The 22,970-nt window shown below is 75.4% G+C and carries 22 protein-coding genes; 8 read left to right on the forward strand and 14 right to left on the reverse strand.

Annotation, left to right across the window (positions count from 1 at the left end):
- Nucleotides 1–84 precede the first annotated feature (84 nt).
- A complete protein-coding gene (locus SM611_RS08735; protein WP_371948613.1) occupies nucleotides 85–696 on the forward strand; it encodes a TetR/AcrR family transcriptional regulator in 612 nt (203 codons plus the stop codon).
- On the opposite strand, the gene SM611_RS08740 is transcribed toward SM611_RS08735, so the two are convergent.
- Genes SM611_RS08740 through grpE form a run of 8 tightly spaced genes read right to left on the reverse strand, consistent with a single transcriptional unit; the run spans nucleotide 697 to nucleotide 11,890 of the window.
- Nucleotides 697–1,599 carry an LLM class flavin-dependent oxidoreductase gene (locus tag SM611_RS08740; protein ID WP_371948614.1) on the reverse strand — a complete coding sequence of 301 codons (903 nt, stop codon included), beginning with the start codon at nucleotides 1,597–1,599 and terminating at the stop codon, nucleotides 697–699.
- A 19-nt stretch (nucleotides 1,600–1,618) separates the two neighbouring features.
- Nucleotides 1,619–1,918: a hypothetical protein gene (locus tag SM611_RS08745; RefSeq protein ID WP_371948615.1), complete on the reverse strand. Its 300-nt coding sequence runs from the start codon at nucleotides 1,916–1,918 to the stop codon at nucleotides 1,619–1,621.
- Between the two features lie 18 nt (nucleotides 1,919–1,936).
- Complete coding sequence (locus SM611_RS08750; protein ID WP_371948616.1) at nucleotides 1,937–3,664, reverse strand: TRAFAC clade GTPase domain-containing protein; 1,728 nt, start codon at nucleotides 3,662–3,664, stop codon at nucleotides 1,937–1,939.
- Nucleotides 3,661–5,643, reverse strand: a complete 1,983-nt coding sequence (locus SM611_RS08755; protein ID WP_371948618.1) for a GAP1-N2 domain-containing protein — start codon at nucleotides 5,641–5,643, stop codon at nucleotides 3,661–3,663. Before SM611_RS08755 ends, SM611_RS08750 begins: the two co-directional genes overlap by 4 nt.
- Nucleotides 5,643–6,881, reverse strand: a complete 1,239-nt coding sequence (locus tag SM611_RS08760; protein WP_371948619.1) for a TRAFAC clade GTPase domain-containing protein — start codon at nucleotides 6,879–6,881, stop codon at nucleotides 5,643–5,645. The genes SM611_RS08755 and SM611_RS08760 overlap by 1 nt, the downstream gene beginning before the upstream one ends.
- Nucleotides 6,878–9,541: a SaeA-related protein gene (locus SM611_RS08765; RefSeq protein ID WP_371948620.1), complete on the reverse strand. Its 2,664-nt coding sequence runs from the start codon at nucleotides 9,539–9,541 to the stop codon at nucleotides 6,878–6,880. The genes SM611_RS08760 and SM611_RS08765 overlap by 4 nt, the downstream gene beginning before the upstream one ends.
- A gap of 26 nt (nucleotides 9,542–9,567) precedes the next feature.
- A complete protein-coding gene (locus tag SM611_RS08770) occupies nucleotides 9,568–11,151 on the reverse strand; it encodes an Hsp70 family protein (RefSeq protein ID WP_371948621.1) in 1,584 nt (527 codons plus the stop codon).
- A 7-nt stretch (nucleotides 11,152–11,158) separates the two neighbouring features.
- On the reverse strand, nucleotides 11,159–11,890 hold the full coding sequence (gene grpE, locus SM611_RS08775; RefSeq protein WP_371948623.1) for a nucleotide exchange factor GrpE: 732 nt from the start codon (nucleotides 11,888–11,890) through the stop codon (nucleotides 11,159–11,161).
- A gap of 141 nt (nucleotides 11,891–12,031) precedes the next feature.
- Between grpE and SM611_RS08780 the strand changes: the two genes are divergently transcribed.
- Together SM611_RS08780 and SM611_RS08785 are read left to right on the forward strand one after the other, a co-directional pair.
- Entirely contained in the window at nucleotides 12,032–12,730 is a 699-nt protein-coding gene (locus tag SM611_RS08780) for an ACT domain-containing protein (RefSeq protein WP_371948625.1), read from the forward strand.
- Nucleotides 12,731–12,798: 68 nt separating this feature from the next.
- Entirely contained in the window at nucleotides 12,799–14,349 is a 1,551-nt protein-coding gene (locus SM611_RS08785; protein ID WP_371948626.1) for an AMP-binding protein, read from the forward strand.
- A gap of 1 nt (nucleotide 14,350) precedes the next feature.
- On the opposite strand, the gene SM611_RS08790 is transcribed toward SM611_RS08785, so the two are convergent.
- Complete coding sequence (locus tag SM611_RS08790; protein WP_371948627.1) at nucleotides 14,351–15,268, reverse strand: carbohydrate kinase family protein; 918 nt, start codon at nucleotides 15,266–15,268, stop codon at nucleotides 14,351–14,353.
- A 71-nt stretch (nucleotides 15,269–15,339) separates the two neighbouring features.
- On the opposite strand from SM611_RS08790, the gene SM611_RS08795 reads away from it, so the two are divergent.
- The 3 genes from SM611_RS08795 to SM611_RS08805 are packed head-to-tail and all read left to right on the forward strand — an operon-like array spanning nucleotide 15,340 to nucleotide 17,262.
- Nucleotides 15,340–15,984, forward strand: a complete 645-nt coding sequence (locus SM611_RS08795; protein WP_371948628.1) for a class II aldolase/adducin family protein — start codon at nucleotides 15,340–15,342, stop codon at nucleotides 15,982–15,984.
- A 36-nt stretch (nucleotides 15,985–16,020) separates the two neighbouring features.
- Complete coding sequence (locus SM611_RS08800; RefSeq protein ID WP_371948630.1) at nucleotides 16,021–16,824, forward strand: enoyl-CoA hydratase; 804 nt, start codon at nucleotides 16,021–16,023, stop codon at nucleotides 16,822–16,824.
- A gap of 18 nt (nucleotides 16,825–16,842) precedes the next feature.
- Nucleotides 16,843–17,262 (forward strand): TIGR03668 family PPOX class F420-dependent oxidoreductase, encoded by a 420-nt coding sequence (locus tag SM611_RS08805; RefSeq protein ID WP_371948632.1) that lies wholly within the window; start codon nucleotides 16,843–16,845, stop codon nucleotides 17,260–17,262.
- Between the two features lie 59 nt (nucleotides 17,263–17,321).
- On the opposite strand, the gene SM611_RS08810 is transcribed toward SM611_RS08805, so the two are convergent.
- From SM611_RS08810 to SM611_RS08820, 3 genes are all read right to left on the reverse strand, one after another.
- Nucleotides 17,322–18,119, reverse strand: coding sequence for an alpha/beta fold hydrolase (locus tag SM611_RS08810; protein WP_371948633.1), 798 nt, complete (start codon nucleotides 18,117–18,119; stop codon nucleotides 17,322–17,324).
- Nucleotides 18,120–18,203: 84 nt separating this feature from the next.
- Nucleotides 18,204–19,202 carry an ADP-ribosylglycohydrolase family protein gene (locus tag SM611_RS08815; protein WP_371948635.1) on the reverse strand — a complete coding sequence of 333 codons (999 nt, stop codon included), beginning with the start codon at nucleotides 19,200–19,202 and terminating at the stop codon, nucleotides 18,204–18,206.
- Between the two features lie 15 nt (nucleotides 19,203–19,217).
- Nucleotides 19,218–20,018, reverse strand: coding sequence for an AraC family transcriptional regulator (locus tag SM611_RS08820; RefSeq protein WP_371948636.1), 801 nt, complete (start codon nucleotides 20,016–20,018; stop codon nucleotides 19,218–19,220).
- Nucleotides 20,019–20,081: 63 nt separating this feature from the next.
- On the opposite strand from SM611_RS08820, the gene SM611_RS08825 reads away from it, so the two are divergent.
- Nucleotides 20,082–20,492: a DUF2000 family protein gene (locus tag SM611_RS08825; protein ID WP_371948637.1), complete on the forward strand. Its 411-nt coding sequence runs from the start codon at nucleotides 20,082–20,084 to the stop codon at nucleotides 20,490–20,492.
- On the opposite strand, the gene SM611_RS08830 is transcribed toward SM611_RS08825, so the two are convergent.
- Together SM611_RS08830 and SM611_RS08835 are read right to left on the reverse strand one after the other, a co-directional pair.
- Nucleotides 20,467–21,564 (reverse strand): acyl-CoA dehydrogenase family protein, encoded by a 1,098-nt coding sequence (locus SM611_RS08830; RefSeq protein WP_371948638.1) that lies wholly within the window; start codon nucleotides 21,562–21,564, stop codon nucleotides 20,467–20,469. The two genes, SM611_RS08825 and SM611_RS08830, sit on opposite strands and share 26 nt — an antisense overlap.
- A gap of 93 nt (nucleotides 21,565–21,657) precedes the next feature.
- Nucleotides 21,658–21,900: a hypothetical protein gene (locus tag SM611_RS08835; RefSeq protein ID WP_371948639.1), complete on the reverse strand. Its 243-nt coding sequence runs from the start codon at nucleotides 21,898–21,900 to the stop codon at nucleotides 21,658–21,660.
- A gap of 125 nt (nucleotides 21,901–22,025) precedes the next feature.
- Here SM611_RS08835 and SM611_RS08840 point away from each other — a divergent pair, with 125 nt between their 5' ends.
- Nucleotides 22,026–22,940, forward strand: a complete 915-nt coding sequence (locus SM611_RS08840; RefSeq protein WP_371948640.1) for an NADP-dependent oxidoreductase — start codon at nucleotides 22,026–22,028, stop codon at nucleotides 22,938–22,940.
- Nucleotides 22,941–22,970 lie beyond the last annotated feature (30 nt).

The raw sequence follows: 22,970 nt of genomic DNA on the forward strand, positions 1-22,970 counted from the left end.
GCATACCGACCGGTCGGTTTCTGGCAAGCTAAGACGCGGGACGCGCGCGCGTCAATGCCCCGCCGCAAAGGGAGGTGTCCACAGGTGACGGAGACGGTACCGGTGCCGGAGTCGTCGGCGCCCGTCCGGCAGAGCGCGGTCGAGCGGCGGATCCTGGACGCCGCGCTCCGGCTGTTCGCCGAGCACGGCTTCGACGGGACGTCCGTGCAGGGCATCGTGGCGGCCGCCGAGGTCACCAAGGGCGCCCTGTACCACTACTTCGACTCCAAGGACGATCTCCTCTACGAGATCTACCACTCGCTGATCGCCCGGCAGCTCGCCGACCTGCGCGCCGTGCTGGCCCGCGGGCTGCCGCCGCGCGACGCCGTCCGCGCGGTGCTGACCGGGCTGATCCGCAGCACGGCCGAGCACATCGACGAGGCGAAGGTGTTCTCCCGCGACAAGGACCGGCTGGACGACGCCCGGATGCGCTCGGTCCGCGCCGACCGCCGCCGCTACCACGTGGCGTTCCGGGAGCTCGTCGAGCAGGGCCAGCGGGACGGCGTGTTCAGCGCGGACACCCCCGCCGAGACCGTCACGATCGTCGCGCTCGGCATGGTCAACCAGATGCCGTCCTGGTACCGCCCGGACGGCCCGAAGAGCGCCGACCGGCTCGCGGACGAGGTCGCCGGGTTCATCCTCGCCGCCCTCCGCTAGCTAGCGCCGCGTCTGCAGGTGCAGGGCCGCGTCGCTGACGTCGGCGAGTTCGGCGTCCCAGTCGTCCGGCGGCGACAGCGGGGCCAGCACGAACTTCGACAGCCCCGCCTCGACCAGGCGGCCGAGGTGCGCCGCCAGCCCGTCGAGGTCGGGCACGACGTCCTTCAGCGGCGCGGGCCCGCTGACCCGCCGCACGCGCGCGAACCGGGCCTCCGCCTCGCCGGACAGCGGCCCGCGCCGGTAGGGGACGACCGCGCCGAAGTGCTCCTCCTCGATCTCGCGCCCCGCGCCCGCCGCCGCCTCCTGGACGGTCAGCCGGCCCCGCTCGCCCTCGGCCGGGGTGGTGAACGCGGCGAGCCACCCGTCGGAGAGCCGGCCGGTGCGGCGCAGCTCCGGTTCGGACGTCCCGCCCATCCAGACGTCGAACCCGCCCTTCGCCGGTTTCGGCAGCACGCGCAGCGCCTCGTAGCGGAACCGCGGCCCGTCGTGGGTGACCTCGTCCTCGGCCCAGAACCGGCGCAGCAGCGGCAGCGCCTCCTCGAAGATCGCCGCGCGCTCCTCCCGCCGCACCCCGAACGCCTGCTGCTCGCCCGCGTGCCGCTGCCCGAGCCCGAAGGCGGGCAGCAGCCGCCCGCCGGACAGCACGTCCAGCGAGGCCGTCTCCTTGGCGAGGACGGCGGGCGCGCGCCCCGGGAGGGTCATGACCGCCATCCCGAACTTGATCCGGGACGTCAGCGCCGCCGCGTAGGTGAGGGTCACGACGGGGTCGAGCGCGGGACCGGTCACCCGCTCCGACACCCACAGGGAGTCGAAGCCCTCCCGTTCGAGGCCGAGCGCGAGCGTGCTCAGCGCTTCGGGGCCGAGGGCGGACGCTGCCGGGGCCATGCCGATGCGAACGATCACATCCCGACCGTACGCGGCGTCAGTTCCGTGACGCAACCTGCCGGGGCCGCGCGGCGACCGCGGGGACGGCCGCGGCCAGCACCGCCAGGACCGCGATCGACAGGGCCATCGGGACGGCGGTGCCGGGCCCGGCGATCCCGGCGAGCGGCGCGGCGGCGCCGCCCAGCGCGAACTGCGCGACGCCGAGCAGCGCCCGGAACGTCCGCGCCGTCGCGCGCAGGCCGCCGGTCTCGCGCTGCCCGGGCGGCAGCGTCTCCCGCAGCCCGAGCAGCGAGCCCAGGAACAGCGCCACGCCGATCCCGGCCAGGACCGCGAACACGCCCGGCCACGGGGGCGCTCAGAAGGGGAATCGTTCGGCGGCGGCGACGACGGCGCCCGTCACGGTCGCGATGGTCAGCGCGGACACCCCCGACAGCACGGCCCAGCGCCCGACCTGGTAGCCGATGGGGACGCGGCCCGAGCCCCGCCCCCGCACCGGCCAGGGGGCGCGCAGCGGCGCGGTGCCCGGCGGCTCCTGCGGGGCGTCGGTGAGGGGCGCGTCGCCGTCCGACGCCCCGGCGGGGCCGAGCCCGACCACCCAGCCGAGCAGTTCGGCGACGTCCGCCGGCTCCGTGGCCAGGCCGGAGGCGAAGTACCGCACCTGCGCGGCGACCTGGTCGAGGGTGCGGACGGTGTTGCCGAGGCCGACGCGTCCGAGCCAGTCGCGCAGGTCGGCGTCCCCCTTCAGGCAGCGGCCGATCTCCGTCCGGGTCAGCAGGTCGGTCTTGGTGACGACGACGGCCACCCGCTTCTGCCGGCCCTGGTCGGGACGCGAGCGCAGGTCGTTCAGCACCCGCTGCAGGGTGTCGGCCGGGTCCTCCTCCGACGACACGGCGGCGTGGTCGATGAACTCCCGCTCGCTGCCGGTGAGGGCGCCGCGCAGATGGGGGAGGGCGAACGGGTCGACGACGAACAGCAGCGCCTCGCTGTGGTCGAGGTAGCGCAGGGACTCGACCTCCGTCGCGCCCGTGTAGTGCTCCCCGGCGGGGTCGAACAGGTAGAGGATGCGGCGCGCGCGTCCCGGGAGATCGACGTCCACCATGGTGGCCAGGGGGAGTTCCGGGCCGGTCTTGGCGAGCCGCCCGCCGCGCTGGAACTCGCGTATCGCGCCCGCGTACGCCTGCGCGTGCCGCTGCTCGACGAACGAGAGCCGCCCGTGGACGGCGCGGGCCCGCGCGTGCAGCGCCCGGATGCCGAGGACCATGAACGTGGTCTTGCCGGCGGCCGGGCCGCCGACGAACGGCAGCGGCTCCACGCGGACGCGCCCGATCCGCTCCGGCAGGCGCCCGCCGCAGTGCGGGCAGTAGGCGGCGAGCCGGAACCGGCCGAGCGGGACGGTCGTCGGCAGCCGCGCCCCGCAGCGGCACACGTTGCGGAACGCGCCGCGCGCGCCCGGCGTGAGACGCCGGTGCCGGGCCCCGCATCCCGGGCACTCGTACTCCGGCAGGCCGATCCGCTCGTAGCAGAACGGGTGCGGGCAGGTCTGGAGGATCCGCCCGTACATCATGAACCCGCGCTCCACCGCCGCCAGGACGAGCACGCACGCCCCCCACGCCGCGAGCCCGACCGTCGCGACCAGCCCGTACAGGACGGTCAGCGCCAGCACGAACACCGAGGCGGGGACGGCGGCGGCGACGATGCCCGCGCACAGCGCCAGCCAGACCGGGAAGACGAAGAACCCCCAGGGGCCGCCGAGGAGCGTCCGGGTCAGGCTCAGCACGACGCCGCGCGCCGTCCGGTACACCTGCGGGACGACCGTGCGGCTGATCGTCCACCAGTCGCGCCACACCTGGCCGAGCAGGTAGTGCCGGTAGGCGACGTCCGGCGCCGCGACCGGCGACGGTCCCTCCAGGCTGGACGGCGCGAGCGTCCGGCACGCGTGCAGGTAGTACACGCCGAGCGCGGCGGCTCCGGCGACGACCAGCGTCGCGGCGAACAGCACCGGGAACACGTACATGAACCCGAGCCACATGGCGCCCAGCCACACGGCGATCAGCAGCAGCACGATGACGGGATGCACGCTCACCCCCCGTCTTCGGCGAGCAGGTCGCGGAGCGCGGCGCGCAGTTCGGGACTGCGGGCGAGGTGCGCGTCGAGCTGCTTGGCGGCGAGCCACCGCCCGGCCGCCGCCCGCGCCCACGCCTCCAGGGACGGCTCGGCCACGCCGCGCTCGCGCAGCCGCAGCACGACCTCGACCAGGTCGTTGCGCCGCTCGATCTCGCGCCCGAGCAGCGGCCCGCGGTTGCGGGCGCGGCCGGCCGGCTCGGCGGTCCACCGTTCGGCGATCCGGGCGCGGACGGGCGGCGGCACGGCCGCGAGCAGCTCGGCCCGGAACCGCGGCGGCCGCCGGGCCAGCCGCCCCGCCGCGCCGACGAACGCCTCGTCGGCGAGCTGCCGGGTCGCGCCCTCCGCGGCCGCGATCTCCGCCAGGGCGCGGGCCGCGCGCGCCGGGTCCGCGGTGATCGCCGTCCCGTACGCCTGGACGACGGCGGCGTCGCGGCCGGCGCGCCCGTCCGGCATGACCGCGCGGACCCGTTCGGCGAGCCGCAGCGTCGCCGTGTCGGCGAGGCGCTCGCCGCCGGGGAACGCCAGCCGGGTGAACGTGCGGGACGGCAGCGCGGCCAGCGCGGGATGCGCGCCGTGCGCGTCGAGGAGGCCGGTGCACTCCCCGGCGGACGGCGGCGTCTCCCACACCTCGCGGAGCGCCGCGGCGAGGTCGCCGGAGCCGGCGCCGTCCAGCCGCAGCAGCTCGCCGGTGACCGCGATCCGGCGCCCCGGACTCCTGCGGGCGACGGACGTCAGCACGGGGACGGCGACGGCGGGCACGGCACGGAGCCGCTCGGCGTGCCGGTACAGCAGGTCGCAGTGCTCCGGCGTGAGCAGTTCCGCCCGTCCGCCGGCGAGCCCGGCGAGCACCCCGTCCAGCACGGCGTTCCGCAGTGCGGCCGGGGCCCGCTCGTGCACGGCGAGCGCCAGGTCGGGCCCCATGGAGGCGACGCCGGGCACGAGGTCGCGCCACACCCACGCGGGGATCGCGGCCCCGCGCAGCTCCAGCAGCTTCGCCGCCGCGTCCTCCTCCCCGGCCGTGACGGTCGGGTCGCGCCGGCACAGCGCCAGCAGCGCGGCGGCCCCCTCCCGTGCGGGGTCGTCGAGGGGGGCCAGCTCGCCGAGCGCGTCGAGGCCGCCGAGGTCGGCGGCGCGCCAGCAGTCCGCGACGGTCCGCGCGAACCGGCTCGCCGACCCGTCCGCGCCGCCCTCGCGCAGGTCGAACGCGGACGCGTGCGAGGCGTGGTGCCGGACGGCGCCCCAGACCGCGGGGGTCGTGCCGACGAGGCGCTGCGCGGCGCCGTCCGGGTCGGCGGTGTAGGTGACGAACGACAGCCGCGCCGCCGCCGCGACCGGCAGCGAGTACGACACGACCGCGATCCAGCGCGCGACCAGCTCCACGTCGTCGGCGACCAGCACCACGCGGCCGTGGCCGCGGCCGAGGACGTCCGCGACGGCGTCCACGATGCGGGCGAGCAGCGCGTACGGGTCGTCGGGGCCGGACGCGGCGAGCCACGCGGCGAGCGCCTCGGGGTCGAGCGCGGCGCCCGGGGTCAGCTCGTCCAGCGGGTCGAGGACGGCCTGCCGCGCGGGCCGCCGCGTCCAGTGCGCGGCGTGCCACAGCTCGGCGGGCCGCAGCCCCTCCAGCTCGTCGGGCTCGGCCACCACCGCGTGCGCGAAGAAGTTGCCGTAGCGCCCCGAGTAGTCGCGGCCGAGGTACCGGCAGCGCAGCAGCAGCGGACGCCCGTCCACCCGGTCGTACAGCAGCGACACGGGGAACAGGTCGAGCTCGGAGTCGTCGGGGGACGGCGGCGCGTCCGGCGGCGGGCGGTACGACAGGTAGGGCGTCACGCCCGCCCGGACCCCGTCCGGCAGGCCGGGGGTCTCCGCGACGAACTGGAACCCCGCCCGGCCGGTCGGCCCGTGCCGCGCGGACGTGTAGTGCAGCTGCCAGGCCACTACCCACCTCCGGGGCGGACGCCGTCGAGCATCCCGAACCGGTATAGCAGCCACAGCAGCGGGTCCTCGGCCCGGTACGGCCGGACGCCGCCCGCGCCGACGCGTCCCTGCGCCGGGACGCCGCCGAGCGCCGACAGCCCGAACAGCGCGTGGCCCGCGTACTGCTGCCCGAGGTAGGTGTCGAGCTGCCCCGCCTGCCACTCGTGCAGCAGGGCCCGGACCTGCTCGTCCACCGCGTCCCTGTCGTCCAGGTCCAGGACGCCCTGCCCGGACCGCGACCGGTGCAGCGCCGACTGCTCCAGCAGCCCCGGCCGCAGCACGTCGATCTTGGTGAGCGCGACCGCGACCGGCACCGGCAGCGGCTCGCCCGGACGGGTCCCGTGCCGCCGGCGCAGCGTCTCGGTCACCCGCGCGATGACGTTGAGCGGCTCGCTGTCGGGGTCCTCCCCGGCCGCGCGCGGCGCGGGGACGGCGTCCCGCACGCCCGCCCGCGCGCCGGGCAGCTCCAGCGGGTCGACCAGGAAGATGATCGCGTCGGCGGCCTCCAGGTACCGCAGGTGCAGGTCGGTGACCTGCCTGCTGCGCAGGTCCTCGCCCGCCGTGTCGAACAGCACCAGCGCCAGCGAGTCGTTGCGGGACCGCGCGAACCGGCCCCGCCGCGTCCGCGTCAGCAGGTACACGAGCGGCTCGCGCGGGCCGGTCGCGGCGCTCGCCGTCGTCGGCAGCAGCCGCCGCTCCTCCAGCAGCGGCCGGGCGAAGTCGCGCTTGTACCGCTCGATCGTCCGGTCGTCGCACGCCACCAGCGACGCGTCCAGCTCCGTCCCGACCCGGTTCATCAGCTCGTGCAGCAGGACGGCGATGTAGGTGCTCTTCCCCGCGTTCTTCGCGCCCACGAGCGCGACGATGCGGCCCGGCGAGTCGCAGTACGCGGACGGCAGCGGGTTGTGGCAGTCGGGGCAGGCCCGGTTCCCGGTCGGCAGCCCGCACTCGGGGCAGTCGGCCCGCCCCTTGCGCCCGGACGCGGCGAACACCGGCGGCAGCGACGCGCCCGCCGTCGACCCCGTGTACTCCGCCAGCGCCTCGTCCAGGACCGGCGCGCACCCCTGCCGCCGCCCCGCCTGCCCGCGGCACCGGAACAGCACCCGCTGCGGCGCCACCGACGCAAAGCAGTAGGGGCAGGTGATGCCCTGCCTGGACGGCACCCCCGGAATGCCCACCCGGGCCAGCGGCCGCGTCATCGGGCGACCTGCAGCCGGCGGACGGGAGGGTCGCTCAGCTCGACGCCGGCGTCGTCGGCGAAGCAGCGGAGCCAGTACGGCGCGGACGCGTCCGGCGCCGCGAGGGACAGCTCGCCCGGAACGGGCACCTGCTCCCAGGCGCCGACCGTGTCGCCGTCGCCGGGGCGGTGCGGCATGACCCGCCCGGCGCGCAGCACCAGCGACAGCCGCGCCACCCGCAGCGGCCGGGACGAGGTGAGCCGGATCGTCAGCGACCGCCGCCACGGCGGCCCCGACCGCAGCACGTCGTACCGGACGATCGCGCGCGCCGCGACCTCGGCGGTCACCGGCGGCCCGGTCACCCGCGCGCCGCCCGCGGTCCCGGCCGCGGAGACCGACAGCTCGACGGGCGCGTCCTCGGGGACGGCCAGCCGTATCCCGCCCTGGGTGTCGTAGGAGGCCCGGGTCACCGTCTCGGCGCGGGGCTCCCCGGCGACCAGGTATTCGAGGTCGACCTCGGTGACGTCCGCCGGCCAGTCGAAGCCGACGTGCACGTACGCGCCGCGCCGCTCGGCGACCAGCCGGCGCGGCGGCGGGAGGTTCACGTGCCGGTGGTAGGCGCCGATCGCGGCGGCGCCCTCCGCGACCGACACGGCCAGCAGCCATCCGCTCGACCCCGGCCGGACCTCCAGGCCGCCCGGCGCCGGCGCGCACGCCAGCCGCCGCGTCTCCCGCCGCACCTCCTCCAGCGGGACGATCGCGCTGCGCGGCCACGGCGGCGGTCCGTCCGACAGCACCAGCTCCACGGTCCCGTTGCCGGGCGGCTCGAACCGCACCCGCACCAGCCCCGGATCGGACGCGTCGGTCTCGGCGTCCAGCTCGTAGACGGGTTCGGGCGGCGCGCCGGGCGTGGCGGACGCGCGCACGCCGTCCGTCACCAGCTCCCGCCCGCCCTCGTCGAGGTAGACGGCGCGGACCAGGTAGTGGTGGGTCCGCCCGTTGGGGACCCGCTCGCGGAAGCCGTCCCGTCCCGCCGGCACGGGCCGCCCGTCCCGCAGCACCACGACCCGCGCCGCCTCCGCGGGGCACCGCCACCGCCCGGTGACCTCCCCGTCCCCGGCGACCAGCTCGACGTCCCCGGGCTCCGGCCGCACCACGACGGGCCCCGCCACGGCGGGCGCGGCCACACCCTCCCCGCGGACGGCGAACACCCCGTAGTACAGCGGCACGTTGACGGGGGGCCGCTCGTCCAGCGCCCCCGCGATGACCTGCCCGTCCCGCGCGTCCCGCGGCGCCCGCCCGACCCGCCGCACGACGTGGTACCCGATCTCGCCCGCCGTCGACGGCGACGTCTCCCACGACAACCGCACCGTGGCGCGGCCCGCTGAGGCGTCGCCCGCGCCGGCCGGGTCCACGTCCGCGTGCAGGGACGGGACGGGGCGGGGCGGAAGCCGCTCCTGGTGCCGGGCGGCGCCGGGGAGGTCGCGGACGAGGCGCAGGGCGTCGGCGAGGAGGCGGAAGGCGCGGTCCGGGTCGGGTTCGGCGGCCGCGGTCTCGCGGAGGCGGAGGGCGGTGTCGAGGCGGTGCCGGGCCTCGGCGGCGAGGACCTCCTCCTCCGGCGCCTCCCCGTGCGGGGACGGGTGCGGGATCTTCGCGGCGTCGGCGAGTTCGGCGGCGGCGAACACGTCGCCCGCGTCGAGCAGCCCGCGCAGGCGCCCGGCGGGGCCGCCCCCCGGGCCCGTCTCCCGGACGAGCGCGAACACCAGGCGGCGCGCGTCGCCCTGCTCGACGCCGAGGTCCTCGACCGCGTGCCGCAGCAGCGCCCGCTCGGACGCCCGCTGCCGCAGCCGCTCCCGGAGCCGGTCGACCACGTCGAACAGCAGCAGGGCGTGCGGGTCGGCGTCCGAGCGGAGCGCCGCGAGGACCGTGTCGGCGTGCGTCGTGCTCGTGTCGCGGCTGCGGCGCGCCCACTCGGCGCCGGCCGCCGCGACCGCGCCGCGGTCGAGGGCCACGTCGCCGCCGGCCGCGGCGAACCCGTCCAGGACGCGGATCGCGCCGACCGGCCCGAACAGGAAGTCGGCGAGGTGCCGCTTGCCGAGGACGTCCAGCGACTCGCGCACCTTCCGGTACGCGGGGTAGGGCGCGGTCGACGGCAGCGGGTCCGGTTCGCGGATCTCGATGCCGTCGGCGGCGGCCAGCTCCGCCAGCTCGGCGCGGGTCACGCCGGCGGCGCGGGCGATGCCCTCCAGCTCGGCGGGCGCCGCCATGCGCAGCGTCCCGGCGGCGTCGGCGAGGCGCGCGCGGGCCTGGCCGCGGCGCCGCTCGGTGCGCTCCCGGCCGGCGCGCAGCCGCTGCTCCAGCGGGCGCAGGTCGCCGCGCTCGGCGGCGGAGAACAGCGGGGCCAGCTCGCGGTGCTCGGCCTCCAGCCGGTCGATCAGCTTGCGGTACTTCAGCTGCCCGCGGGCCCGCCGCCAGCACTGCCGGACCTGCTTCACCCGCGCCGCGACGGCGGGCCCGGTGAGTCCGTCGAGCGGGGCCCGTCCGCCGGGAGGCGGCGGGTGCGGGCCGGAGGACGGCGGATCGGGCAGCGCGTACCGGGCGCGCAGATCCTCGGGAGGCTGGTCGCCCGCCGCCCGCGCGGGCTCCAGCACGTCCCGCCGGTAGTCGTCGTCGAACGACACGGGCGCCTCCAAGACGTCGGTGGGCGCTAGCTGACCTGGACCCGGGAGAGGGCCTTGCGAGAGCGCTCGACCTCCTCTTCGGACATCCCGCCGACGTCCACCTTCAGCTCCAGCCGCTCGCCGGTCTCCTTCTCCACGGCCGTGACGTTCAGCAGCCCGGACGAGTCGAGCGCGAAGGTGACGCCGATCGGCCAGCCCGCCTTCTTGCCCGGCGGGACGCGGATCTCCCCGGTCGCGATCTCGGTGTTGTCGATCAGGTCGGCGGACTCGACGACCCCGGCCTGCTCCATCACCCGGATGTCGGCGGACGCCTGGTCGTCGTAGACGGTGAAGAAGTCCTCGGTCTTCGCGGCGGGCAGCTCGTCGTTGGCGTGCACGAGGTGCGCGACGTTCTCGGCGCCGGTCTCCCGGTCGACGACGACGATCCCGAACGCGTGCGACGCGACCGTCTTGATCTGCCGCCCGGCGATCTGCTTCTGCTGCTCGGCGGACAGCCCCGCCCGGGTGGCCATCTCCTCGGCGCGCTCGGCGGCGCCCTCCCGGACGAGCCGCCGGTACGTCTCCTCGAACGCGTACAGCGCCGCGCCCTTCGCGACCGCGAGGTCGGGGTCCTGGAGCCGGGGCGCGAGGCCGAGCTCGGTCTGCAGCCGCGCCGCGACCACCGGCATCTTCGTGGACCCGCCGACGAGGACGAGGTCGTCGTAGTCGTCCACGCCCTTCTCGGCGGCGGTCGACAGCGTCCGGCCGGTGATCTCCACGGTCCGGTCGAGGAGGTCCTTGGTGAGCTCCTCCAGCTTCTCCCGCGTCACCTCGACCGCCGCGACCCGGCCGCCGTGCATCACCCGGACGGTGTGGGCGGTGCGCGTCGTGAGGGCCTTCTTGGCGTCCTCGGCGTCGCGGCGGAGCTGCTGCTCGGTCTGCTTGTCGTCGAGCGGGTCGCCCGCGTCGGGATGCTCCTCCCGGAACCGCTCGGCGAGGTGCTCCACGAGCCGCGCGTCCCAGTCGGCGCCGCCCAGCTCGTGGTCGCCGTCGGTGCACACGACCTCGATGTGGCCTCCGCGCAGCGCGATGACGGTGGTGTCGAACGTCCCGCCGCCGAGGTCGTACACCAGGATCGTCCGGTCCTGCTCGGGGTTGAGGACGCCGTAGGTGATCGCGGCGGCGATCGGCTCGGACACGATGTCGATGACGTTCAGCCCGGCGATCCGCCCCGCCTTGCGGGTCGCGTCGCGCTCGGCCGCGCCGAAGTAGGCGGGGACGGTGATGACGACGTCCCGGGCGTCCTCGCCGGTCGTGGTGCGCGCGTCCGTCGCGAGCTTCAGCAGGATGAACGCCGACACCTCCTCGGGCGTGAAGTCGATCCCGTGGACGGGGCGCGTCACGTCCCGGCCCATGTCGCGCTTGACGAGGCTGACGACGTTGTCGGGCTCCAGGACCGCGGTGTCCTTCGCGGTGGCGCCCACGACGACGTTCTCGCCGCTCTCGAAGAAGACGACGGACGGCGTGGTGTCGGTGCCCTCCAGGTTCCGCAGGACCGCGGGCCGCCCTACATCGTCGATGGAGGCAATGCAGGAGTACGTGGTTCCGAGGTCGATCCCGTAGACAGCCATGTCCCTCTCACCTGTCGGTCCCGAGTCCTGAGTTCATCGTCCCGCCACGTCCCGTCCCGCCGTGGCGACTTGAGCCGGCCTTGACGGCGGGCTCGAATCCATCCGCGTCCGCGCCGCCCGCGCCCTCGTCGAGCCTCCCGACGCTGACCGCCGCCTTGCGCAGCACCTTGCCGCTCTGCTCGAACCCGTCGGACTGGACGGCGGTGACGGTGCCGTCGCGCAGCGGGTCGGCCACGGGCGTGACGGCGACCGGGCGGTGCCGGGACGCGTCGTAGGGCGAGCCGGGCTCGACCGTGAACCTCTCCACGCCGAGCCGGGCGAGGGCGTCCGCGACGTCGTCGGCGAGCGCCGCGAGCAGCATCGCGGTCTGCCGCGGGTCGGGCGGTTCGGCCAGGTCGGGCGCGGCGAGCCGGTCGGACTCGCGGCGCGCCTGGTCGTGCAGCCGGTACAGCGCGGTGCGGACGGGCTCCAGCATCCCCTGGAGCTCCCCGCGCCGCAGCCGCTGGTTCTCCTCGTGCAGCCGGTCGATGACGGCCTCGCGGTGCGCCGCCCGCTCGTGCTCGCGGTCGAGCCGCGCCGCCAGCCCCGCGAGGGCGTCCCGGACGTCGGCGCGGAACGCCGCGCCGCCGGCGGCCTCGCCGGCGGCCCCTTCGTCCGCGGCGGCCCCGCCCCCGGCGGAGGCCGGTTCCGGCTCGGCTCCGGAGTCCTCGTTGACTGGGGGTTCCCCGTCCCTCGACACGTGCGGTTACCTCAATGCTGGACGGCAGGCGGACGACAGGCCCGATGATGACCTTGTCTGGACTCTAGTTTGACCCGTACCCGTCATTCCAGCACCGACTTGCGGCTTCGTTTTCTCCGGAGGACACGTCCGGGTAACACCATGGAAACGGTCATCCCGCAGGCTGGGGACATCGCACGGACACTGGAGGTGCCGATGTTGCTGCGGATACGCGTCCGGCTGCCGGACCGTCCCGGATCGCTCGGGCAGGTGGCCCGCACCCTGGGCGCGGCGGGCGCCGACGTGGTGCAGATGGCGGTGCTGGAGCGGGGGAACGGCCGGGCGCTGGACGACTTCACCGTCGCGTGGCCGCCCGGCGCCGGCATCGAGCGGCTGATGGACGGCCTCGGCGCCGTCCAGGGCGTGGACGTCGTCGGGATCTGGCCGACCGCGGAGCCGCAGGGGGCGTTCCCGGACGCGGAGGTGATCGGCCAGGTCGGGGGCTGCCCGGAGCGCGGCATGGAGATCCTGGCCGACGCGGTCCCGGCGCTGCTGAGCGCCGACTGGGCCGGCCTCGCCGAGCCGATGGGCGAGGAGGGCGCGCTCCTCGTGCACGCCAGCGTCGGCGGCGTGTCGGGCGCCGACCTGCCGGGCCTGCTGCCGCTGCGGCCGCACGCGTTCACCGCCCGGGACGGCACCCAGTACGCGGTCTGCCCGCTGGCCATGGGGGCCGTCGCGCTGGTCGCGGCCCGGACGGGCGCGCCGCCGTTCCACCGCACGGAGGTCTTCCGCCTGGAGCAGCTCGCCCGCGCGGCCGACGCCGTCCTCTACGGAGTCCCGGCCGGGCAGCCCGCTTTCTGACCTGGCCTTCCGGGCGCGGCGGTCCTAGAGTCGCAAGCCAGGACACTGCCGCGCCCAGGAGGTGGCCGATGGCCGCTCTGCTCCGCCCGTACGCCGACGCGAAGCCGGACGAACCCGCGGTCACCGACGAGCGGGGCAGCATCTCCTGGCGGGAGCTGGACGCCAGGGCCGGCCGGCTGGCGGACGCGCTGCGCGGGCTGGGGCTGGCCACCGGCGACGCGATCGCGATCCACTCCGGCAACCGGCGCGAGTACTTCGAGCTGATGTGCGCGGCCGGGCACATCGGCCTGCGGTACGTGCTGGTGAACTGGCACTGGACGGCCGACGAGCTGCGCTACGTGCTGACGGACGCGGGCGCCCGGGTCCTGTTCTCCGAGGACGCGTTCGGCGGCGTCGCACGCGAGGCGTCCGAGGGCCTGGACCTGGCGGCCCGCGTGGCGTTCGGCGACGGGATCGAGGGCTTCACCCCCTACGAGGAGTTCCTCGCGACCGGCGCGGACGGGGAGATCGCCGACCCGGTGATGGGCTTCCCGATGTTCTACACCTCGGGCACCACCGGGCGGCCGAAGGGCGTCAGCCGCAAGCAGCTCGGCGCCGGCGCCCCGATCGAGACGGCGAGCCTCGTCGGCGACGTGTTCGCGGAGATCCTGCGCATCCCGGAGGGCGGGCGGTCGCTGCTCGTCGGCCCGGTCTACCACTCGGCGCAGTGGCTGTGGTCGCTGATGTTCCTGCTCAGGGGGCGGTCCGTGGTGATCCGGCGGGACTTCGACCCGGCCGAGACGCTCCGGCTCATCGACGAGCACGCGATCACGAACGTCCATCTCGTCCCGACCCAGTTCGTCCGGCTGCTGCGGCTGGACGAGGAGACCCGCGCCGCGTTCGGCGGCTCCAGCCTCGCGGTCGTGTGGCACGGCGCCGCGCCCTGCTCGCCCGAGGTGAAGCGGCGGATGATCGACTGGTTCGGCCCGATCGTGCACGAGTACTACGGCTCGACCGAGGCGTCGGTGAACAGCGTCATCACGGCGGAGGAGTGGCTGCGCAAGCCCGGGAGCGTCGGCCGCCCGCTGCCGACGACCGAGGTCCACATCGTGCGCGAGGACGGCGAGCCCGCCGCGCCCGGCGAGCGCGGCCAGATCTTCTTCCGCTACACGAGCGGCGACGACGTCGAGTACTGGGGCGACGAGGAGAAGACCCGCTCGGTGCACCGCGCGGACGGCCTGTTCACCACCGGCGACGTCGGCTACCTGGACGAGGACGGCTACCTGTTCCTCGCCGACCGCGTCATCGACATGATCATCAGCGGCGGGGTGAACATCTACCCGGCGGAGATCGAGGGCGTGCTCATCACGCACCCGGCCGTCCGGGACGTGGCGGTGTTCGGCATCCCGGACGAGGAGTTCGGCGAGCAGGTGAAGGCGGCCGTCGAGCCGTCCGACGGGTTCGCGCCGTCCGACGGCCTCGCGGGCGAGCTGATCGAGCACGTCCGCGCGTCGCTGGCGGGCTACAAGGCGCCCCGCTCGATCGACTTCGTCGCGGAGATGCCGCGGACCCCGACCGGCAAGCTCTACAAGCGGCTCCTGCGCGAGCCGTACTGGGAGGGCCGCGAGCAGAAGATCTGACTCAGGCCAGCAGGGCGAGGGCCGCGTCCAGGTCGGTGAGGCAGGCGTCGGAGCCGAGCCCCTGGGCGACGGTCGCCGCCGCGGCGGTGCCCCAGCGGGCCGCCTCCAGGACGTCGCGGCCGTGCTCCAGCCCGGTGATGAACCCGGCGCAGTACGCGTCGCCGCAGCCGGTCGTGTCGACGACCTCGACCGGCAGTGCGGGCAGCCGGTGGACGTCCTCGCCGGTCGCGACGAGGCTGCCCTCCGCGCCGAGCGTGACGATCACCGTGCCCGGCCCCGGGCCGAGCAGCGCCCGCGCGGCCTTCTCCGGGTCGCTCTCCCCGGTCATGGCGGCGGCCTGCTCCTCGTTCGGCAGGAAGTGGTCGACGTGGGGGAGGAAGGCGGCGGCGCCGGCCAGCAGGTCGGGCATGGTGGACAGGAGGTCCATCGTCACGACGGTGCCGGACCGGCGGGCGGCGGCGAGCATCTCGAAGAACGCCGGGTCGTTGAGCCCGAACGTGACGTCCGGCCCGCCGAGGTGCACGACGCTCGCCGCGCCGAGCAGGCCGGGGCCGACCGCGCCGGTGGTGAGGGTCAGGTTGGCGCCGGGGACGTGGAAGCTGGGCCGCCCGCCGTCCGGCCGGATCGGCAGGATCGACGCGCTCGTCTGGTCGGCGGTGCGCCGGACGAGGCCGGTCACGTCCACGCCGTTGCGCCTCATGATCGTGGCCAGCAGGTCGCCGAGGTCGTCGTCCCCGATCGCGCCGACCGAGATGACGTCGTTGCCGAGCCGGGCGAGCGCCACCGCGGTCCCGGCGGCGGCGCCCGCGGCGGTGACCCGGATCTGCTCCACGACGACGGTGTCCTGGCCGTCCGGGATGCCCTCCACGGGGCGGGCGAGCACGTCGAGGATGTGCGCACCGAGAGTGACAACGGTCATGACAGGCCCCTTAATGATCGTCAGGGCCGTAGCGTACGCGGTGGAGACCGTGGAACGTGAGAGGTATTCGCATGTTGTTGCAGGATGAACGGCGGGAGCTGTGCGCCATCGGCCGGCGGCTGGCCGGCGCCGGCCTCGTGACGGGCGCGTCGGGCAACGTCAGCGTCCGGTCCGGCGACCTCGTCGCCGTCACGCCCGGCGGCATGATGCTGGACCGCATGGAGCCCGCCGACTGCCCGGTCGTGAACCTCTCCTCGCAGCTCGTCGAGGGGGATCGGGCCCCCTCGTCCGAGACGCCGATGCATCTCGCGCTCTACGGCGCGACGCCGGCGGCGGCGATCGTCCACACGCACTCGACCTACGGCGCCGTCGTGGCGACGACCATGCGCGAGCTGCCGCCGATCCACTACAACACGCTGCTGCTGGGCGGCGTGGTGAAGGTCGCCGAGTACGCCACCTACGGGACGCCCGAGCTGGCGGAGAACGTCCGGGCGGCCATGGCCGGCGGGAAGCGCGCCGCGCTGATGGCCAACCACGGCGGCGTCGCGATCGGCCGCGACCTGGACGAGGCGTTCGAGAACGCGCGCCTGCTGGAGTGGCTGTGCGGCGTCTACGTGCGGGCCAGGGCGATCGGCGAGCCGCGCGTCCTGACCGACGAGGAGCTGGCGAGGGTGGTCGAGCGCGGCCTCGCGCCCCCGGACTTCCCGCGTGTATAACCTAACGCTTGTTAGGTTCACTTCGGGAGGCCCGCGTTGCCCTTCGTCCTGATCGACAAGCCGCGCCCGCACGTCACCCTCATCACGCTCAACCGGCCCGAGCGGATGAACGCGATGGCGTTCGACGTGATGGTGCCGTTCCGCGAGGCGCTCGAAGAGGTGAGCCGCGACAACGACACCCGCGCCGTCGTCGTCACCGGCGCCGGGCGCGGCTTCTGCTCCGGCGCCGACCTGGAGAACCCCGGCCACATCCCCGGCATCGACGGCCTGACGCTTCCGACCATCGCGCTGCGCTCCATGGAGCTGCTGGACGACGTGGTCCGCGCGATGCGGCGCGTCCACCAGCCGGTCATCGCGGCGGTCAACGGCCCGGCGATCGGCGGCGGGCTCTGCCTGGCGCTGGCCGCCGACATCCGGCTCGGCGCCGAGACCGCCCTGTTCCGCGCGGCGGGCATCAACAACGGGCTGACGGCGAGCGAACTGGGCCTCAGCTACCTGCTGCCGCGCGCGATCGGCTCGTCCCGCGCCTTCGAGCTGATGCTGTCCGGCCGCGACGTCGACGCGGCCGAGGCGGAGCGCATCGGGCTGCTCTCGCGGGTCGTCCCGTCCGACGAGCTCCTCGACGCCGGCTACGACCTGGCCGAGCGGATCGCCGCGTTCAGCCGCCCCGGCGTCGAGCTGACCAAGCGGATGCTGTGGTCCGGCCTGGACGCCGCGAGCCTTGAGGCGCACATGGGCCAGGAGGGGCTCGCCCAGCTCTACGTCCGCCTCACCACGCACAACTTCGAGGAGGCGATCAGGGCCCGCAAGGAGCACCGGCCGCCGGACTTCCAGGACTGAACGTGGCAGGGTGAGGGGGTGCCGAAGCTCGCGCCGGACGACGCCCGCCGCCTCCTGGCGGAGGTTCCGGTCCTGCGCCTGGCGACCGTGGGGGAGGACGGGCGGCCGCACCTCGTCCCCGTGACGTTCGCCGTCCACCGGGGCAGCGTCTACACGGCCGTCGACCACAAGCCCAAGAGCACCCGGGGCCTCCGCCGGCTGGCCGACGTCCGCGCCAACCCGCGCGTCGCGCTGCTCGCCGACCACTACGAGGACGACTGGTCCCGCCTGTGGTGGGTCCGCGTGGACGGCCGCGCGGCCGTCGTCGACGACCCCGCGCGGATGGCCGGGCCCATCGGCCTCCTCGCCGCCCGCTACGCCCAGTACCGCGAGCACCCGCCCGAAGGCCCGGTCATCGCGATCGCCATCGACTCATGGACGGGCTGGACGGCGTCCTGACGCCCGCGCGGGGCGCGCCGGGCTCGGGCGCGCGAGACGATCCCCCGGAAAGAGGCGGTTCAGAGGGATCGCTGGAAGGCCGTGACCGCTTCGGCGACCCGCTCGGGGAACTCGACGTGCGGGTGGTGGCCGGCGCCGTCCAGGAGGACGACCTGCCCGTCCAGCTTCCGCGCGACCCACGCGGCCTCGGCGGCCGGGTCGGGCCAGTCGATGTCGCCCGTCCCCATGATGACGAGCACGGGCGCCTGGACCCGGTCGAGCCGCGCCTCGGCCTCGGCGTGCGACATGCTCAGGTAGTCGGCGATGACCTTGCTGCGGCCCGGCTCCTTGAAGCCGGCCTTCAGCTTCGCCTTGTGCTCGGCGAAGTCGGCCGGGGGCTTCGGCTCCCACTTCGGGTAGTAGGACATGTAGAGCGGCAGGGCCAGTCCGGGGACCCGCATCAGGGCCATGGTCAGCTTCTGCGCGAACCCGCCCTTGCCGTCCCGGACGAAGGGCGCCGCCAGCACGAGGCCCTCGATCAGCTCGGGCGCCTCGGCCGCGACCCAGACGGCGGCCGCCGCGCCGTTCGAGCAGCCGTAGACCAGGGCGGGCCCGGCGTCCAGGTGCCGCAGCAGCGCCAGCAGGTCGCGGGCCAGCGGCGTGCTGCCGTACTCGGGCCAGCGCGCGCTGCTCTCGCCCATGCCGCGCTGGTCGACGGTCACGACCCGGTACCCGGCCTCCAGTAGCAGGGGCCGCAGGAACCGGTACTGGGACCGGAGGTCGAGCATTGAGGGGAGGCAGACGACCAGGGGGCCGTCGCCGGTGTCGTCGTAGGCGAGCCGCCCGCCGGGCAGGTCGAGGAACCGGGTCTCGCTCATCGCGCACTCCTAAACTTCAGTAGCTCTATAGCTAATGAAATTAGCCTTCGGGTGGGCGCGCGTCAAGAGCGGTGCTCTCGGAGGTCAGTCCCAGGCCCGGCCGATGGTCTCCAGGTCGCCGGCGTACTCGATGCGGGCGGACCACTCGGCCGGCCAGGCGTCCATGCCGAGCCGGGCGCCCGCGAACGCGCCCGCCAGGCAGGCGATCGAGTCGGAGTCGCCGGAGCTGGCGGCGCCGCGCCGGATCGCCTCGACCGGCTCGTCCGGGAACAGCAGGAAGCAGAGCAGGCCGGTCGCGAGGGCCTCCTCGGCCACCCAGCCCGCGCCGGTGCTCTCGCAGGGGTCCGCCGCGCGGTCGCCGCGCCGGACGGCCTCGTCCAGGCGGTCGAGCGCGGCCAGGCACTCGTCCCAGCCGCGCGCGATGAACGTCTCCTCGGCGTCCATGCCGGGCCGCCGCCACAGGTCGCCGAGCCAGCGCCCGTGGTACACGGTGCGCTGCTCGTGGCAGCGGGCGCGCAGGGCCCCGGGCAGGTCGGCGGGGTCCATGCCGTCGGCCAGCCACCGGACGGCGAACGCGGTCAGCTCGCTGGCGGCCAGCCCGGTCGGATGGCCGTGGGTGAGAGCGGCCTGGAGCTGCGCCGCGCCCGCCCTGGTGTCGTCGGTGAGACCGGGCGCGAGCCCGACCGGCGCCACCCGCATGTTCGCGCCGCACCCCTTGGAGCCCGCCACGGTGGCGTCCACCCAGGGCTTTCCCGCGGCCAGGCCCCGGCACGCGCGCAGGCAGGTGTTGCCCGGTGCCCGGTTGTTGTCCGGGCTGTTCAGCCAGTCGACGAAGCGCCGCCGCCACATCGGCGTGATCAGGTCGGGGGTGAACGGCGGGTTGTCCAGGGCGTCCAGGAGCGCGAGCCCGACCGCGATCGCCATCTGCGTGTCGTCGGTGACGAGCGCCGGGTCGCCGTCGAGCCGCGCCGGCCCGCGGTCGCCGAACCTCCGGTGGATCTGCTTCATCGTGAGGAACTCGGTCGGCGCCCCGAGGGAGTCGCCGTACGCCAGCCCGAACATCGCCCCGCTCGCCCGTCTCATGACGGGCATTCTTCCTTAACCGGCCCCCTGGAAGCGGCCCGGCGTCATCCCGTAGCAGCGGACGAACCAGCGCGTCAGATGGCTCTGGTCGGCGAAGCCGGTGGCCGCCGCGACGTCCCCGATCGCGTCGCCCCGGGCGAGCATGCGGCGGGCCGCGCGCAGCCGGAGCTGGCGCTGGTAGTCGCTCGGCGCCATCCCGTACGCGCGCCGGAACCCCCGGTAGAGGGCGAACCGGCTGCACCCCGCCGCCGCCGCCAGCTCGTCGGCGCCGACGTCGCCCAGGGAGGACTCCTCCAGCCGGCGTCTGGCCCGCTCGACGGCGCCACCCGCCCCTGACCTGTGCAGACGCCGGGTGGAGGCCCGGTCGACCAGCGCGCCGACCGTCGCGGTCAGCAGCTCGTCCCGGCGGAGCGCCGGCGCGCCGCCGAGGAGCGCCGCGTGCAGCCCGCGCAGGTTGCGCGCCAGGACGGGGTCGTCGACGGTGGGTGAGTCGAACAGCGGGAGCCCGGCCGGGCGGCCGGCGATGTCGGCCAGCACGCCCGACACCAGCTCCGGGCCGATGTGCACGATCCGGTAGGTGAACCCCAGCTCGTCGGCCGCGTGCCCGTCGTGCGGGTCGTCGGGGTTGAACGCGATGACCGTCCCGGCCGCGCTGGTGTGGGCGCCGCCCCGGCAGCGGAACGCCTGGTAGCCGTCCTCGGTGACGCCGAACGAGTACGTCTCGTGGCTGTGCCGGTGGTAGGCGTGCCGCTCGAAGTGCGCGTGCATCGCCTCCAGGGGGCGGTCGGGCGACCGCCAGTACCGGCTCCAGTCCACGGGTCCAGTCTGGCGCACGAGCGTTCAAGACGGGCGGCCGTCCCGCGCGGCACCCTTCCCGGCATGCGTTTCGACACCAAGATCGGGATCGTCGTCCGGGACGACCTTGCCGCGTGGCAGCGGCTCAACGTGACCGCGTTCCTCGCCGGGGCCGTCGCGGGCGGCGTGCCCGGCATCATCGGCGAGCCGTACGAGGACGCGTCCGGCAACGCCTACCTGGCGATGTTCCGGCAGCCCGTCCTGGTCTACGAGGCCGGCGCGGACGCGATCATGACCGCCCACGGCCGGGCCCTGGCCCGCGGGATGGACATCGCCGTCTACATCGAGGACATGTTCAAGACCGGCCACGACGAGGCGAACCGCGAGACCGTCCGGGCGGTCGCGGCCGAGGAGATGCCCCTGGTCGGGTTCGCCGTCCACGGGCCGCGCAACGGCGTCGACAAGGTTCTCAAGGGGCTCCGGCTGCATCCGTGAGCCCGGCGAGCGCGGCCAGCCGCTCCCGGTGCCGGTCCGGGGCGCCGAACAGCTGGCGCGACCCCTGGGCGCGCTTGAAGTACAGGTGGGCGTCGTGCTCCCAAGTGAACCCGATGCCGCCGTGCAGCTGGATGGCCTCGCCCGCCGTGTGGAAGAAGGCGTCCGAGCAGTACGCCTTCGCCAGCGCGGCGGCGGCCGGCAGCTCCCCGGGGCTCTCGTCGGCCGCGCCCGCCGCGTTCAGCACCGCCGACCGGGCCGACTCCACCAGCACGAACATGTCCGCGCACCGGTGCTTGATCGCCTGGAACGACCCGATCGGCCGCCCGAACTGGTGCCGCACCTTCGCGTACTCGACGGTCATGTCCAGGGTCCGCTGCGCGCCCCCGAGCTGCTCGGCGGCCAGCGCCACGGCCGCGACGTCGAGCGCGCGCCGGAGGGCGTCCGCGCCGCCGACCCGCCGTGCCGGGACGCCGTCGAACTCGACCCGCGCCAGCTTCCGCGTCTGGTCGAGCGTCGGCATGAGGCTCCGGGTAAGCCGCGACGCCTCCTCCACGGCGTAGACGCCGACGCCGTCCTCGCCCCGCGCCGCGACGAGGACGAGATCGGCGATGTGCCCGTCCAAGACGAAGCTCTTCCCGCCCCGGAGCACACCGTCCTCGAACACGGCCCGGACGTCGCCGGGCTCCCAGGACCCGCCGTCCTCGGCCACCGCCAGCGTCGCGATGACCGAGCCGTCGGCGATCCCGGGCAGCAGGTCGTGCCCGCCCTCACCGGCCTCCAGCGCCGCCGCCGCCGTGATCGTCGCGAGGAAGGGGGCGCACACGGCGGCCCGTCCCATCTCCTCGAACACGACCGCGAGCTCCCGCACGCCGAACCCGGCGCCGCCGTGCTCCTCGGCGATGGCGAGGCCCTGCAGCCCGAGCTGCTCGGCCATCTGCGCCCACATCTTGGGGTCGTAGCCCTCCGCGGTCTCCATGAGCCGCCGCACCTCGGCGGCGGGGGACCGGTCGGCGAAGAAGCGCCGCAGCGCGTCGCGCAGCTCCCGCTGTTCCTCGGTGACGACGAGCTTCATTCCGGCGGCCTCCCACACGTGTCCCGGCTTACCGGGCCATCGTGCCGCGCGCCGGGGCGCCCGTCCCACCGGCGTTCCCATCCACCGGGACGGTCAGGGCGCCCAGTCGTGCGGCCCGAGCACGTACCCCTCGCCGGTCGAACGCAGGTGGTTGATCGACACCAGATGCCCGAGCGCCGCCCACAGATCCTCTTCGGGCGCCTCGACGAGCGCCTCGATCGTCTCGAAGTCGGCCGCGCCGCGCTCCTTGTCGATCTCCGCCACGGTCTCGTACACGACCAGCTCGAAGTCGGAGAGCCCCTGGACGTCTCCGCGCCTGGCATCACGCTCATCCATGAACGAACCGTGCCCACTCAGCCCCGTTCTATCTGTCCCGGGCCGCAACGTCCCCGATACCGGCGGCCGTCGTGATCGAATCGGAGGTCTCGGGGAAGACGTCCTACGGAGGGAAGGGGATGACCATGAGGGCTGTGCGCATTCACCGGCGCGGCGGGAGCGAAGGGCTCGTCGTCGAGGACGCGCCGCGACCGGGTCCGGCCACGGGCGACGTCGTCGTGCGCGTGCACGCGGCGGGGCTGGTGCCGGACGAGCTCGACTGGCCGGGCACCTGGGTGGACCGGGCCGGACGCGACCGGACGCCGTCGATCCCGGCGCACGACGTCGCCGGGGTGGTCGCCGAGGTCGCGTACGGGACCACGGGGCCGGCCGTCGGCGACCGCGTGTTCGGCCTGGCCGACTGGCACCGCGACGGCGCGGCGGCCGAGTACGTCGCGGTCGAGGCGCGCAACCTCGCCCGGCTGCCCGACCCGCTGGAGTTCACCGCGGCGGCGGCGCTGCCGATCGCCGGGCTCACCGCCTGGCAGGGGCTCTTCGTCCACGGCGGGCTCGAATCCGGGCAGACCGTCGTCGTGCACGGCGGTGGCGGCGGCACGGGCGGCCTGGCCGTCCAGCTGGCGCGCGACGCCGGCGCGCACGTCATCGCCACCGGCCGGGCCCACGCCGCCGGGGTCGCGGCCGAGATGGGGGCGCACGCCTTCATCGACCTGGAGCGGCAGCGGTTCGAGGACGCCGTCGAGCCCGTCGACCTCGTCTTCGACACCATCGGCGGCGACCTGCTCGCCCGCTCCGCGGGCGCGGTCAAGCCCGGCGGCGCGCTGGTCTCGATCACCGCTCCGCCGCCGGTCGAGCCCGCGGGGGGACGCGCCGTCTTCTTCATCGTCGAGCCCGACCGCGACCAGCTCGCCGAACTCGCGAAGCTGGCCGCATCGGGCCGCCTCCGCGCCCACGTCGGCGCCGTCTACCCGCTGGCCGAGACCCGCGAAGCGTTCGAGGCCAAGCGCAAGGGCGTCTCCGGCAAGGTCGTCATCGAGGTCTGACGGCCCCCGGCCCACGGGATCGGGCCCGCG

Source organism: Actinomadura monticuli, from assembly GCF_041463655.1.
Taxonomy (GTDB): domain Bacteria; phylum Actinomycetota; class Actinomycetes; order Streptosporangiales; family Streptosporangiaceae; genus Spirillospora; species Spirillospora monticuli.

Bases quoted from the DNA above. Each gene is read 5' to 3' on its own strand.
- SM611_RS08760 (WP_371948619.1), bottom strand. From the start codon at position 6,881: ATGACGCGGCCGCTGGCCCGGGTGGGCATTCCGGGGGTGCCGTCCAGG.
- SM611_RS08780 (WP_371948625.1), top strand. From the start codon at position 12,032: ATGGAAACGGTCATCCCGCAGGCTGGGGACATCGCACGGACACTGGAG.
- SM611_RS08830 (WP_371948638.1), bottom strand. From the start codon at position 21,564: ATGAAGCTCGTCGTCACCGAGGAACAGCGGGAGCTGCGCGACGCGCTG.
- SM611_RS08795 (WP_371948628.1), top strand. From the start codon at position 15,340: ATGTTGTTGCAGGATGAACGGCGGGAGCTGTGCGCCATCGGCCGGCGG.
- SM611_RS08810 (WP_371948633.1), bottom strand. From the start codon at position 18,119: ATGAGCGAGACCCGGTTCCTCGACCTGCCCGGCGGGCGGCTCGCCTAC.
- SM611_RS08825 (WP_371948637.1), top strand. From the start codon at position 20,082: ATGCGTTTCGACACCAAGATCGGGATCGTCGTCCGGGACGACCTTGCC.
- SM611_RS08790 (WP_371948627.1), bottom strand. From the start codon at position 15,268: ATGACCGTTGTCACTCTCGGTGCGCACATCCTCGACGTGCTCGCCCGC.
- SM611_RS08785 (WP_371948626.1), top strand. From the start codon at position 12,799: ATGGCCGCTCTGCTCCGCCCGTACGCCGACGCGAAGCCGGACGAACCC.
- SM611_RS08835 (WP_371948639.1), bottom strand. From the start codon at position 21,900: ATGGATGAGCGTGATGCCAGGCGCGGAGACGTCCAGGGGCTCTCCGAC.
- SM611_RS08815 (WP_371948635.1), bottom strand. From the start codon at position 19,202: ATGAGACGGGCGAGCGGGGCGATGTTCGGGCTGGCGTACGGCGACTCC.
- SM611_RS08770 (WP_371948621.1), bottom strand. From the start codon at position 11,151: ATGGCTGTCTACGGGATCGACCTCGGAACCACGTACTCCTGCATTGCC.
- SM611_RS08840 (WP_371948640.1), top strand. From the start codon at position 22,026: ATGAGGGCTGTGCGCATTCACCGGCGCGGCGGGAGCGAAGGGCTCGTC.